The sequence below is a fragment of the Flavobacterium sp. genome (assembly GCF_043779715.1).
Classification (GTDB): domain Bacteria; phylum Bacteroidota; class Bacteroidia; order Flavobacteriales; family Flavobacteriaceae; genus Flavobacterium.
The window spans coordinates 1-14264 of sequence record NZ_JAYWDT010000211.1; the positions used below are offsets into that span (position 1 = coordinate 1).

14 protein-coding genes are annotated in these 14264 nt (G+C 31.7%); 7 read left to right on the plus strand and 7 right to left on the minus strand.

Going from position 1 to position 14264, the window contains the following annotated elements:
- Window positions 1–418 precede the first annotated feature (418 nt).
- The 7 genes from ACH2BG_RS10125 (at window position 419) to ACH2BG_RS10155 (ending at window position 6358) form a co-directional block, all read left to right on the plus strand.
- Window positions 419–1147, plus strand: a complete 729-nt coding sequence (locus ACH2BG_RS10125; protein WP_395047572.1) for a hypothetical protein — start codon at window positions 419–421, stop codon at window positions 1145–1147.
- Between the two features lie 73 nt (window positions 1148–1220).
- The gene (locus ACH2BG_RS10130) at window positions 1221–1775 is read left to right on the plus strand and encodes a hypothetical protein (RefSeq protein WP_395047573.1); all 555 of its coding nucleotides are present in this window, start codon (window positions 1221–1223) and stop codon (window positions 1773–1775) included.
- Between the two features lie 11 nt (window positions 1776–1786).
- Window positions 1787–2515 carry a curli-like amyloid fiber formation chaperone CsgH gene (gene csgH, locus ACH2BG_RS10135; protein WP_395047574.1) on the plus strand — a complete coding sequence of 243 codons (729 nt, stop codon included), beginning with the start codon at window positions 1787–1789 and terminating at the stop codon, window positions 2513–2515.
- 11 nt (window positions 2516–2526) lie between these two features.
- Window positions 2527–2925, plus strand: a complete 399-nt coding sequence (locus ACH2BG_RS10140; RefSeq protein WP_395047575.1) for a curli production assembly/transport component CsgF — start codon at window positions 2527–2529, stop codon at window positions 2923–2925.
- Between the two features lie 57 nt (window positions 2926–2982).
- Window positions 2983–4398 (plus strand): CsgG/HfaB family protein, encoded by a 1416-nt coding sequence (locus ACH2BG_RS10145; RefSeq protein WP_395047576.1) that lies wholly within the window; start codon window positions 2983–2985, stop codon window positions 4396–4398.
- A 7-nt stretch (window positions 4399–4405) separates the two neighbouring features.
- A complete protein-coding gene (locus ACH2BG_RS10150) occupies window positions 4406–5896 on the plus strand; it encodes a carboxypeptidase regulatory-like domain-containing protein (protein WP_395047577.1) in 1491 nt (496 codons plus the stop codon).
- Between the two features lie 30 nt (window positions 5897–5926).
- Complete coding sequence (locus ACH2BG_RS10155) at window positions 5927–6358, plus strand: hypothetical protein (protein ID WP_395047578.1); 432 nt, start codon at window positions 5927–5929, stop codon at window positions 6356–6358.
- An 11-nt stretch (window positions 6359–6369) separates the two neighbouring features.
- Here ACH2BG_RS10155 and bshA read toward each other — a convergent pair whose 3' ends face one another.
- From bshA to ACH2BG_RS10190, 7 genes are all read right to left on the minus strand, one after another.
- A complete protein-coding gene (gene bshA / locus ACH2BG_RS10160) occupies window positions 6370–7506 on the minus strand; it encodes an N-acetyl-alpha-D-glucosaminyl L-malate synthase BshA (protein WP_395047579.1) in 1137 nt (378 codons plus the stop codon).
- Between the two features lie 73 nt (window positions 7507–7579).
- Window positions 7580–7972 carry a hypothetical protein gene (locus ACH2BG_RS10165; protein ID WP_395047580.1) on the minus strand — a complete coding sequence of 131 codons (393 nt, stop codon included), beginning with the start codon at window positions 7970–7972 and terminating at the stop codon, window positions 7580–7582.
- Window positions 7973–8003: 31 nt separating this feature from the next.
- Entirely contained in the window at window positions 8004–9191 is a 1188-nt protein-coding gene (locus ACH2BG_RS10170) for an efflux RND transporter periplasmic adaptor subunit (RefSeq protein WP_395047581.1), read from the minus strand.
- A gap of 11 nt (window positions 9192–9202) precedes the next feature.
- Complete coding sequence (locus ACH2BG_RS10175) at window positions 9203–10435, minus strand: TolC family protein (RefSeq protein ID WP_395047582.1); 1233 nt, start codon at window positions 10433–10435, stop codon at window positions 9203–9205.
- Between the two features lie 31 nt (window positions 10436–10466).
- Window positions 10467–13598, minus strand: coding sequence for an efflux RND transporter permease subunit (locus ACH2BG_RS10180; protein ID WP_395047583.1), 3132 nt, complete (start codon window positions 13596–13598; stop codon window positions 10467–10469).
- A 96-nt stretch (window positions 13599–13694) separates the two neighbouring features.
- Window positions 13695–14021: a DUF6660 family protein gene (locus ACH2BG_RS10185; RefSeq protein WP_395047584.1), complete on the minus strand. Its 327-nt coding sequence runs from the start codon at window positions 14019–14021 to the stop codon at window positions 13695–13697.
- A 16-nt stretch (window positions 14022–14037) separates the two neighbouring features.
- Window positions 14038–14264 (minus strand): serine hydrolase (locus ACH2BG_RS10190; RefSeq protein ID WP_395047585.1); only part of this gene is annotated, 227 nt, incomplete at its 5' end.

The window sequence follows — 14264 nt, forward strand, 5'->3', positions numbered from 1 at the left end:
TCTAATTTCAATTTAGAATAATATTATTTAAAAGCCTATCATTATTTGATAGGCTTTTTTATGCATTATACAATCATCAGGATTATATGTTAAAAAAAAACTAACCAAAATTAGTTAAATAACTATCTTAAATATAGTTATATAAAGCACAACTTTTTCTTAATAAATTATATTTTTACCACAAAATAATGTACTTAATCGATTAAATACGTTATTTCGTAGAAAAAATATTAAAAAACTGCGTTTTTCGTAAAAAATAAAAATTTTGTTAAAATATTTATTTTATCTTTGTAAAAGCAATACCACTTTAAAATTATTTTCATTAACGCATTGATACAAAGCGTATTAATAGTTTTTACCTTTAGAATAGCACTTCATAATAAATATGTAATTATAAACCAATTAAATATTTTAAATTATGAAAAAAGTGATTTTAAGCGTCTCCGTGATGCTGTTTTCGATGGGTGCATTTGCACAATGGAACTCTAGTGATGTATACCAATTAGGTGATGATAACGCTTCGGGTGTGTCTCAAGTTGGACAATACAATTATTCAAGTGTGGAACAATTGGGTGATGAGAATGTCGCAACCGTAATCCAAGTAGGAGGTTACAATGATTCCGATATTTTACAAATTGGAGATGGCAATGATGCTTCTGTAGATCAGATGGGAAATGATAATACTGCAATCCAATATCAAAATGGATTAGGTAATGTAGCCATGGTTGAGCAAGATGGTGCTGAAAATTATTCTGAACAATATCAGTATGGATTCAATAATTATGCTTCTGTTTCTCAAACAGGAGGTAATAATTACGCAGGTCAATTACAAGTTGGATATTCTAATGAAGCTATTGCAACTCAAATTGGTTGTGAAAATGAAAGTGTACAAATCCAGTACGGAACAATCAATTTAGCTGTAAACTACCAAGAGGGAAATGGAAATTATGCCGGATCTCTACAAGATGGTTTTTGGAACTGGTCATTTATTACTCAATTGGGTAACCATAACGATGCTTTAACTTTACAATATGGAGATGTTCATACAAGTGTTGTAACTCAGATAGGTGACGGAAACTCATCAATAGTATACCAAAACAATGGTCCTATGGGTCCTGCAAACCCATGTACTGATTGTAATGATTAAAAATAATAAAAAAGAAAAAGATGTGTGAGAATATATTTTTACACATCTTTTTTTCTTTTAAATAAATTTTATCATGATGACTATAAAAAAAATAGCCCTTAATATTTCGACTATATTATTTTTAGTTACGTATTCTTATTCTCAAGAAGAGATTAACCCAAACGAAACTAAAGAACAATTGTTAATTAAAAAGAACGAATTAAAATCTATTGGTGTAGCTGATAGTTTTGAATTGTTTAATAGAGTCAGTCAAAATGAACTAATCAATATTCAAACAAATAACATACAAGAAAATACTTATATCACTATTTCTCAAATTGGAAATTATAATAATTCTAATGTAGATATTAAATCCAATTACGGCCAAGTAGATGTTTATCAGAATGGTAATTATAATTCTCTATCTATTGATAGACAAGGGAATCAGGTTAATGAATCTGTTTCTCAAATAGGGAATTACAATCACATACAAGATTATTCCCCCAATGTTTACGAAAATTCATCGATACAATTAAATCAGTACGGCAATAATTTGAGTTTGTATAATTACGGAACAAATTCGTTGACAAATTCATTAAATATCATACAAACAGGAAGTGATCAAGTTGTTTATATAATTAGTAATTAAACTAATATAAAATGCCAAAAATAAGATTCATACTATTTCTAATAATTTTATTTCCTACTTTCTTTTTGTTTGCACAAATAACAAATAAAGAAGTAAAGGCAAAAATTGAAATTGAAGAAAATGCAGATTTAGTTTCTATAACTGGGCTTGCAGAAAATTTGACCGATAGCTACAAAAGCTTATCCTATAAGCTTACGGTAATAAAAACAAGCAAAACCAATAATCGATCAAATAATGTACAATCAGGACGATTTACTCTTGAAGCCAATCAGATAAAAGTTTTATCTAAAACCCAAATAAATACTAATGACAGCAATCAAACTATTATTTTACTTCTTATATATGATGAAAATGAGCAACTTATTGGTAAAGATAGATTTGTTATAGGAGAAAAAAATATTGGTTTAGATTATAATCAGCGACCTAAAGATGGTGTAGAAATTACAGGAATTGTATCTGACGAAACCAAAACAAAAATGGGCAAAGATTTTTATGACGCTTATTATACAGAGTATAGCAAATTGAAACTTAACTCTTCAAAAATTATTGTTGTTGAAGAAGAACTAACAAATTCCAGAACTACAAGAATAAGGATAAAAGTAGATAACGATATTCTAAACGAGTTTATTACAAAACCAGATGAAGAATATTTAGCTAGTATGTCTGATGATTCGGTAGTAAAAACTTTCAATTATTTGAAAACTTTAGAGAAACAAAGTAAATCAATCAAACAATATTAGCTTGTAAAAAAATGAAGATCCTACTAAATATATTATTTATGTTAATCGCAGGACAAATTTATAGTCAAGACTTGGTCTATAAACCTAAGAATCCAAATTTTGGTGGAGATACTTTTAACTATCAATGGTTATTAAGTTCTGCCGAAGCACAAAATTTATATAAAGAAGAGGATGACAGCAAATTAAAACAAAAGACCGATTTGCAAAAATTTAGCGATAATTTAAACAATCAGTTGTTAAATCAGGTTTCAAAATCCTTATTTCAGCAGCAATTCGGAACAAGTGGTGTTACAACTGGAGTATATAGTTTTGGAAGTCTTTCGGTAGAAATTTATCAGTCCAATTTAGGATTAGTTGTTAGTATTCTTGATATAAATACTGGAGAGCAGACACAAATAATAATTCCGTAACGATAAGTTATATAGCATACAGTCATTTTGGTATTCAAAACAAATAAAAGCCTTTTTATGAAATACGTAAAATACATTTGCCTCGTCCCTATAATTTTACTAACCAGTTGTGGTGCCTATTTTAATCAACCTCTTGGAATCGAAAAACCCACACTTGGAGAAAGTTCCGAAACTACTGTAAGTCTAAAAAACCTACCCAAACCTGCAGAACCAATTGTTGTAGGTGTTTATAAATTTAGAGACCAAACAGGGCAATACAAAGCATCTGAAACGGGAAGTACTTTTAGCACTGCAATTACGCAAGGCGCAACGACTATTCTTATCAAAGCGCTCGAAGATTCTAAATGGTTTACACCTATTGAAAGAGAAAATCTAGGTAATCTTCTAAACGAAAGAAACATTATTAGATCTACTCGTCAAGAATATGCAAGAGGTAATGAATCCCCAGATTCTCAACTCACGCCATTACTTTACGCTGGAGTACTTATAGAAGGAGGAATTATTTCCTATGATTCTAATATTCTTACTGGAGGTTTTGGTGCTAGATATTTTGGAGCTGGAGCTTCAACTCGCTATCGACAAGATAGAATTTCAGTTTATTTGCGATTAGTTTCTACATCAAATGGAAAAATACTAAAAACTGTTTACGTCTCAAAAACAATTCTTTCACAAGCAATCGACGCAAGTTTGTTTAGATATGTAAATTTTAAACGACTATTAGAAGTTGAAACTGGTTACACAAAAAATGAACCAATACATCTTGCTGTTACCGAAGCTATCGAAAAAGCTGTAGAATCCCTTATTATTGAAGGTATTAGAGATAATGTTTGGCAAGTAAATGCTCCTGTCCTCAAAATAACACAGCTTATAAACGAATATGATAAAGAAAAAGCCATAGCTGATGAAACACAAATGTATGGTCGTCATTTATATCAAAAAAGAGGCGTATTTGGGATAGGAGCCACAGGAGGAGCTTCATTAATTAACGATGATTATTCACATCCATCTTCAAGACCTATGATTCGAGGAGAACTCAAATATTTATTCTCTCCAACATTTAACTTAAATGGATCTGTTAATGCTTTTTGGTTTGGAAATTCTAAAAAACTAGAAGTTGGTTATGCTTCATTAGATTTAAATATTGAGGCAATTTTACTACCGTTCGATAAGTTTACACCATATATATTTGGGGGAATCGGATATAATTCAAACAGCGCTTTCGAAAACAAATTCTTAAAAGTTCAATTTGGAGGTGGTCTAGAATATTTATTATCCGATAAAGTTGGCGTTAAAGTTTATGCAGAAAACAATTTGACTAATAATGACAATCTTGATTATTTGATAAAAGGAGCAAAAAAAGATTCTTTCTTACGTTTCGGATTAGGTTTAAGCTATTATTTTGGAAAAAGAAAACCTCAAAAAAAGGTTGAACCTTCAGAAATAAACTACCAAGAACTTATAAACACTAAATAAAAATGTCATGAAAAAAAGAATTTTCAATTTTGGATTTTTTCTTATTGCCATGATTATTTTTTCATGCAGCAAAGAAGTAATAGACGAAACAGGTCTTGGTATAGTTACAGGACGAGTTGTAAAAGAAGTCACTTTCGAACCATTAGCAAATGTTAAAATATCATCAAGTCCTAATTCGAGTACTGTATTAACTGATGCGCAAGGAAATTTCACTATGCAAAACGTTCCTTCTGGAAATTATTCGTTCGAAGCCCAAAAAGACGGATATATTACAAAATTTGAGGCTGGTACTGTACTTGCAAATACTTCTATAGAAATTGTTTTCGAATTAAAAATTAAAGAAACTGAAAATAATCCACCAACAATTCCTATACTCACCTCACCTATTGATAATGCAATAGATCAAGAATTAAATGTTAATCTGACTTGGACATCATCAGATCCAGAAAATAATACACTTACATACGAAATTACTTTAAGAAATGATTCAAATGATATTGTTCAGACCTTTTCTGATATTACAGTAACAAATTTTACATTAATAAATTTGAATTATGCAACAAAATATTACTGGCAAGTTTCGGTTTCTGATGGGACAAATCCAAAAGTTTTAAGTGCAATTAGTAGTTTTAAAACGGCAATATTTCCTAATGCTCGATTCCTATTTGTAAGAAAAATGAGTGGTAATAATGTTATTTTTACCGCAAATGACACAGGTAATGAATTACAGCTAACTACTACTGCCACTAATTGTTATAGACCACGCAAAAATACACAAGCTAACAAGATTGCATTTATAAAATCTGACGGAGCTCAAGAACATATATATACTATGAAACCTGATGGTTCCGATGTGTTTAAAGTCACGAATTCAGTACCAATTACTGGTTTCAATCTAGATTATATCAATTTTTCTTGGTCAGAAAATGGAAGCCAGATTATATATCCAAACTTTGACAAATTATATCGTATTAATTCCGATGGAAGCGGACTCATTCAAATTTACCAAACTACAAATAGTAAGTTTATTTCCGAATGCGATTGGAGTGTAGACGGTTCATTGATAGCTATAAAAATTAATGATGTAAACGGTTATAATGCAGAGATACTAGTAATAGACCAAGCAGGAAATTTATTAAACACTGTAATTACCGGATTTAGCGGAGCAATTGGAGGATTACATTTTTCTGTCAATAATCAGAACTTACTGTTTACTAGAGATATTTCTGGGTATCAAGCACCTGATTATAGACAACTTAATACAAATATTTTTATGTATAACTTTATAACAGATTTAATAACGCAACCAGCTGTATCAAAACCACTTGGAACTAATGATTTAGACGTTAGATTTTCTCCTAATGAAGCCGATTTATTATTTGTAAACACATCAAACGATGGCGTTTCTACTCGATATATTCAAAAGTATACTATAGGAGGAGTTACAAGTACAAGAGTCACTTTATATACAAATTGCACAATGCCAGATTGGAAGTAAAATTCTTAATGTTTTTATTAGACCGTAAGTATGAGAACAATTTATTACATCATATTTTTTATGCTATTTGCATCAGCTTGTGGTACAAAAAAGAGTACTATAAATAGTAATCAAATTAATTTATGTGAAACTATTTTTCAAAATTACTATTTGGGTTCTTCTAAAAAATCTATTAGATTAATTAAAAACTATGAAGATTACAAAAGTGTTTTTTTAGCATTTAGGGCAAAAAAAATTCCTTACGTTGATTTTAATAAATCAAATGTTTTAGTGATAAATATCGGAGAAAATAAAACAACAGTATTTAATGTTGAACCGTCAAAATTAATAGAAGATAACGGTAAATTAATACTTATTTTTAAAGAAATTTATCAACCTAAAGAGAATGCCATTACTAATAAAATATGCAGACCAATTTCAATATTTAAAATTAATTCTAAAAAAGAGATAGTATTAAAATAAAAGGGAATATTTTACTTTTGTAATGATTCATTTACAGCTTTCATATACAAATCCTCATATAAAGGTACAATTTTTTCAACAGAAAAATTATTAGCAACCACAAAAGATCTCTTTTTAAATTCATTAAGAATATTCTCATCCGAAAGGATTTTTAGGGCATTTTCGGCCATGTCTTTTACATCTCCTACATTACTTAAATATCCTGAAACACCGTGAATATTTACCTCTGGCAAACCACCTGAATTACTAGAAATTACTGGCACACTACAAGCCATAGCTTCAAGTGCTGCAAGTCCAAAACTTTCAGTTTGTGATGGTAGCAAAAATAAATCTGTAAGTGATAAAATTTGATTTATCTCATTACTATTCCCGAAGAAAATCACTTTATCTATTATACCTAATTTTTCACATAACTTTTCGGCTTTAACTTTTTCTGGTCCATCGCCAACCATCATGAGTTTTGCAGGTATTTTTTGCTGAATTTTATAAAAAACCTTTACAACATCTGGAATGTTTTTTACTTTTCTAAAATTACTAATATGTGTAATAATTCGCTCTTCTGGTTTTGCCATTACCGAACGTTTACAAGGAATATTATCAACTACTTTATTTTCTAATTCGATAAAGTTTGGGATAACTTCTATCTCATTTCTAATGTCAAAAAGTCTGAGTGTATCGTCTTTTAAACTCTGAGAAACAGAGGTCACTTTATCCGATTTATTTATACTAAACGTAACTGCCGTTTTGTAAAACGGATGGTTTCCAACCAGAGTAATATCAGTTCCGTGCAATGTCGTAACCATAGGAATAATTATCCCTTGATCTTTTAGCATTTGTTTTGCCATATAACCTGCATAAGCGTGCGGGATAGCATAATGCACATGCAATAAATCGATTTTATGTAGTTTTACCATATCGACCAATTTGCTAGACAAAGCCAATTCATATGGTTGATAATGAAACAGTGGGTATTCAGGAACATTTACCTCATGGTAATGCACATTTGGGTTTAATAATGCCAAACGAACGGGTTGCCTGTAAGTAATAAAATGTATTTCGTGACCACGACGGGCTAGCTCTAGACCTAATTCGGTGGCAACAACGCCACTTCCTCCAAAAGTTGGATAACAAACAATTGCTATTTTCATTTATTGATTTTGATGAAACGAATTTAGTCAAAATAGAATTTATCCTACGATAAATAAAAGTTAAATGTTATAATTATATTTTACAACAACCATCTAATGACTCAATTCCTTCAGCAGTTGCTTTTACTTCATCAGCATCATATCCCATTTTTGAAATGCTATTTTTTATAGTTTGCAAATTGGTCTTTTTAGTATTAAAATATACTGTAAATGTCATTTTTTTATCGTCAAGTTCATACATTTTCAGTCCTTTTATTTTTAACATTTCTGTCTTAAATTTTAGTCCACAAGTTTCACATTCCTTGCAATGATCACAATGCAAAAAAGTTTTGATTACTGCTTTTTGATTGATTTTTTGATTGGTTTTTTGATTGGTTTTTTGATTGGCTTTTTGAGCAGATACTGTATTGGTTGCAAAAAATAATACTGCTAAAAAAAAGATTGATTTTAAAATTGAATTTTTCATTTGAATTTATTTAAAGATTTATAGTTTAATATTAATGTTCGTGAGCACCGCCACCTTTTGAAGTTGCCAATAAATAGAAAGCTCCTTTGATTACAATTTTTGCATCGGCAAGAATTCCTGAAACCAATTTGACTTCGGTATACCCTAAATCTGTAGTTCCTGGAACAACTTCTATTGCTTTGAAGTGAACTTCATTGTGCTCTTCTTCTGTTTTTGGAGTTTCTTCTTGGTGTTCTTCTTGAATGTAAATGTAATATTTGTCTCCGTTTCTAACAATGGCATCTTTTGGAAGTGCTTGAACTGTTTGATTCGTGATATTAATATTTGCAGCAACATACATTCCAGAAATTAAATCTTTGGCATCGCTTGGATTAATTTTAGCGTGTACCGCAACGGTTTTGCTTTCGTTAGAAAATGATTTATTGATTCCAAATATTTTCCCTTTAATGGATTTGTTGGATTGATTGGTCAGTACAAAATCGACTTCCTGACCAACGGAAATTTTGCCTAAATCTTTTTCAAATACATTTAAATCCAAATGCATTTGGCTGTTATCGACTACTTCAAAAAGTGTCACTCCTGTTTCAGCATACGCACCTTTGGTTATGCTAATTTTACCTACATAGCCGCTTATTGGCGAAACAATTGGAATTAACGAAGTGTTTCCGTTTAAACTAACATTCAAGGCTTGCAACTTATTTTTTGCTGCTTGTGCTCTCGCTCTTTCTACCGCTAATTTTGATTTTACTTCTTGAAATGTTTTTCGAGGATTAACATTTTCATCACTTAATCTTTTTTGACGGTTGTATTCCAATTGTAAGTATTCGATGTTTGCAATAGCCGAATTGTAATCTTCTTGCATTTCTGCAACTTCAAGGTTTTGAATGGTTGCCAATGTTTTGCCTTTTGAAACATAAGTGCCTTCTAACACATAAATATCTTTAACGACTCCACCAATCAAGGTTGATATATTCGCCATGTTTTGTGGTGGAACTGCCGTATAACCGTTGGCTTTGATTACTGTATTAAGGTTTTTCATTTCAATACTACCCGTTTCGATACCAATAGTTTTAAATTGCGCTTCGGTCAGTGCTACTTCGGTTTCCGATTTTTCTTCTTCGTGTATTTCTTCGGTTTTCTTTTCTCCACAAGAAACTAGAAGAAAGAAACAAGAAGCAAGAAAAAAGAGATTATTTTTTATATTTTTTATATTTTTCATATTATTGAATATTAATTGTTGTTGAAAGATGGAAATTGCAATTGAATGGCACTTTGATTGTAAGCATTAATGGCTTCGGCACTTTGCTTTTTAATATCGATAGCTTGGTTTAAAAAACTGATGTACGACCAGTAACTCATATCGCCATTGGCATAACTTTTTTGAGCCGTTGTAATGATTTGTTCAGCATATTGCAATCCTTCGTTTTGATAATACACTAATGCTATTTTCTGTTTTTCAAACTCATTTTGTAATTCCTCTTTTTGTAATTTTAAAGTTAGTTTACTTTTATCTAACTCTAATTTCGATTGTGAAACACTAATTTCAGAGGCTTTTGCTTTAGCAGTATTTGCACCACCAAATAAAGGAATTTGCAATCCTGCTGTAAAACCTTGGAAATAGGATTTGGTATCGATAGTTTGCCCGAAGTAACCTAATCCTAATTTTGATGTTCGCATTGCTTTAAATGTATTGGCTTCTTTTTGATATACAGAAATTTGCTGTGTATAATAATCGTTTACTAATCCTTGTATTTTATCATCGTTACTAGCTGTTGGATTAGCATATTGCAAAGGTGTTGTAGCATCAGGCACAATGTTTTCATCCGTTTGAATGAAATATTGCAATTGCTTTTGATACACCACCAAATCATATTCTAACTTTGCTTTTTGGGTTTCGATTTCCTTTGATTTTGCTTTGGCACTTATCACTTCGATATTTCCACTTTCTCCTGTTTGAAAACGAAGCTCTGCGTTTTTAAGGAATTTGGTATAAATCTCGAACAACTCATTATTCAATTTTTGAATGGAAACACCATACAAATATTGGTAATACGCTAATGATACTGCTTTTTCAATTTCATATTCCGTTAATGCTTTTCGTTTTTCAGCCAATTTTGCCAGTTCTTCCTGAAGTTGGCGATTGGCTTTTGTGATTTTACCAATTGGAAAATATTGTTGAATAGAAACATTGTGGTCATAATCAACACTATTGAACTGTCCGCCTTGGTATTGCACTTGCAAAGGATCTACTTGAAATGCTGTTTTTTTGAGAACGGTTTGTTTTTCAATTTCTTTATCCGCAATTTTTAAATCGATGTTGTTTGCTTTGGCTTTTTCAATGGCTTTTTCTAAAGTTATTGTTTGACTGTTTTGAGCAAATGAAAATGTGCTGATTAATAAAACGATTATTGATACAATGGGATTTGACATTTTTTTTCTTCTTTTAATTCCTATTTCTTCCATTTTTTATTGTTTTTTTTGGTTGTCAGAAACCTCATTTTTTTTTATTGAAAAAAATCTTTTTAGTTGAGGTTTCAAAGAGTAAATATAAAATTGGTAAAACGATTAAGGTTAGTAATGTTGCCGAGAATAATCCGCCAATTACTACAGTTGCTAATGGTTTTTGAACCTCTGCACCGCCACTTGTAGATAATGCCATTGGTAAAAATCCTAATGAAGCTACCGCGGCAGTCATTAATACTGGTCGTAATCTTGTTTTTGTTCCGATTAATACTCTTTGTAATGGGTCAGTTATTCCTTCCGTTTTGAGTTGGTTGAAATACGATATTAGTACAATTCCGTTCAAAACTGCTATTCCAAATAATGCAATAAATCCAATTCCTGCCGAAATACTGAATGGCATACCTCGAAGCCATAATGCAAAAACTCCACCAATTGCTGATAACGGAATAGCTGTAAAGATTAGTAACGATTGTTTCAAACTATTGAATGTGAAAAATAATAATACCATAATTAGTCCTAAAGCAATTGGTAAAGCAACAGACAACCTTTTATTAGCTTCAATTAAGTTTTCAAATTGTCCGCCATAAGTAATATAATACCCCGCAGGAAGTTTAAAATTGGTTTCTAATTTTTGCTGAATTTCCTCGACAACACTTTTAATATCTCGACCACGAACATTTAAACCAACGGTTACTCTTCGTTTTCCATCTTCACGAGAAACTTGAACTGGACCTTGTTCGTAATTTATTGATGCAACTTGTGAAAGTGGCACTTGTTGACCATTTGGTAATGGAATGAATAAATTACTAACATCAGTAATGTCGCTACGATTGTCTTTGTTTAAACGAACTACTACATCAAAACGTTTGCTCTCTTCATAGATTTTACCTGCGCTTACGCCTGCAAAAGAAGAGCGAATAATTTGATTTATATCGGCAATATTTAATCCATACAAAGCAATTTTATTGTAATCGTATTTGACTGTTATTTGTGGCAAACCTGTTACTTTATCGGCTTTTAAATCGCCTATACCTTCAATTCTATTGATTTTAGATATCAACTCGGTGGCTTTTGTATCTAAAACTTCTAAATCGTCACCGAAAATTTTAATCGCAATATCGCTTCGACTTCCTGTCATTAATTCGTTGAAACGCATTTGAATAGGTTGTGAAATTTCGATGGTTGCACCGGGAATCGCCTCCATTTCTTCTTTCATTAGATTGGCTAAATCTTCCCAATTATCGGCAGATGTCCATTCGGATTTGTCTTTTAAAACAATAATTAAATCGCCACTTTCTATTGGCATTGGATCGGTTGGAATTTCGCCACTTCCAATTTTAGTTACAATGGTTTTAATTTCAGGGAATTTGGCTTTTAGGATTTTTTCATATTTGGTTGTGGTTTCTACCATTTGCGAAAGCGAACTTCCTGTCATAATCGTAGCATTGATGGCTAAATCTCCTTCTTCGATTGTTGGAATAAATTCGCCACCCATATTTTGAAAAACAATAATTGCAAATACAAATAGTGCCAACGAAATAGCTAGAACCGCTTTTTTCATTCGTAATGCGCTATCTAAAAAAGGGGCATAGACTTTCTCAAACCAAGCCATCATTTTGTCGCTAAAATTGGATTTGTGTTCGGTGTTTTTAGATAAGAACATGGCACTCATCATTGGTACATAAGTAAGAGACAAAATGAATGCGCCGATAACTGCAAATCCTACTGTCATTGCCATTGGTTTGAACATTTTACCTTCTGTTCCTACTAATGCTAATATTGGCAGATACACTATTAAGATTATAATTTCGCCAAATGCTGCGCTGTTTCTGATTTTTGAAGCTGATTGATACACTTCACTATCCATTTCTGCTTGGGTTAAATTCTTTTGCCGTTTGAGTTTTTGTAAATGGTGCATTGTGGCTTCGACTATGATAACCGCACCATCGACAATAATCCCAAAATCGATTGCACCTAAACTCATTAAATTTCCACTTACACCAAAATGGTTCATCAGAATAACTGCAAAAAGCATTGATAATGGAATTACAGATGCTACAATTAATCCGGCACGAAGATTTCCTAGAAATAATATCAATACGAATATTACAATTAATGCACCTTCTAAAAGATTTTTAGTAACTGTTCCAATGGCGTTGTCTACTAACTTCCCTCTGTCAATGAATGCTTCGGCAACTACACCTTCGGGTAAGGTTTTGTTGATTTGAACCATTTTTTCTTTAATTCTTTCAACAACTGCGCTAGAATTTTCACCTTTTAACATTAGAGCTAAACCACAAACTATTTCACCGTTACCGTCTTTTGTAGAAGCTCCATATCGCAATGCAATACCTTCTCTAACTGTTGCCACATCACGGACTAAAACTGGCGCACCATTTCTATTTTTAACTACTACATTTTCTAAATCCTTTATGCCAGTTGCCATACCAACTCCACGAATGAAATAAGCATATTGGTCTTTCTCGATGTAGGCACCACCCGTATTTTGATTGTTTTTTTCTAACGCCTCAAAGATTTCTGTAATGGTTACACCTAAACTATTAAGTGTGTTTGGGTTGACTGCAATTTCGTATTGTTTTAGTTTTCCACCCCAAGTGCTGACTTCGGCAACACCTTCAATACCTTGTAATTGTGGAATGATAGTCCAGTCTTGAATAGTTCGTAATTTTATTGCATCATATTTGTCTTCATATCCATTTTTGGCGTAAACATCATACTGATAAATTTCCCCAAGACCAGTTGAAATAGGTGCTAATTCTGGTGAACCTGCATAAGCTGGAATATTTTCTTTGGCTTCGCTTAAGCGTTGAAAAATTTGTTCCCTTGCCCAATAAATATCTACATCGTCTTTAAAAACTACTGTAACTACCGAAAGTCCAAAACGAGAAATACTCCGTAACTCGATAACTTTTGGGATTGTTTTTACTGATTGTTCTAATGGATAAGTGATTAATTGCTCGACTTCTTGCGCTGCTAATGTTGGTGCAGTCGTCAATATTTGCACTTGATTATTGGTTACATCTGGTAGTGCATCGAGCGGTAGATTTTTAATAGAATAGCTTCCCCAAGCTATTAGAACCAGAGTAAATAAAAGTATTATAAACTTGTTCTTTATACTGAATTGTATGATTTTGTCTAACATTGAAATACTATAATGAATTAGAAAATTAGCAAAATTGCTTTTGCTATTATTTGTGAAAAGGTCACAACTTTCTAACCCGAAATTACTCGGGCATCATTATACTATTTGGGGTGGCTGCCAGATACTTCCATAGAAATTAGAAGTGGGTATTGATTTGTAGTTAGGAATTTGAGTAGTGATTTCTGTTGCAATTTTTCTAAACTCAAATGTAACTTCTTTACTAAAATTCAATATTTGCTGTCCACAACAATTACAAACACAAAATGGCGGACACAAATCATTTTCTTTATCGTGAGAATGATTTTCATGGTTTGCTGCAATTTTTGGTGAAGAGTGTGCGAAACTATTCACTTCCATATCTGCACACGGCAAACACGAAAGTGCTACTAAATAGATTGATAATATGTATTTTAATAGTCTCATCCGATGACAAATATAATTATTTTATAATTGCCTCATAAATAATCTTCTGGATATCTTCTCTAATATTTTCTTTAGATAATTTATTTGGTGCGTTCGAGTCTGGAAAAGTTCTGTTAGATAAGAAAACGTACACAATTTCAGTTTCTGGATCTACCCAAGTCATAGTTCCTGTAAAACCAGTATGTCCAAAACTTGTTAATGAAGCACAACCACATGTAGGTCCTGATGTTCCTGGCAATTGTG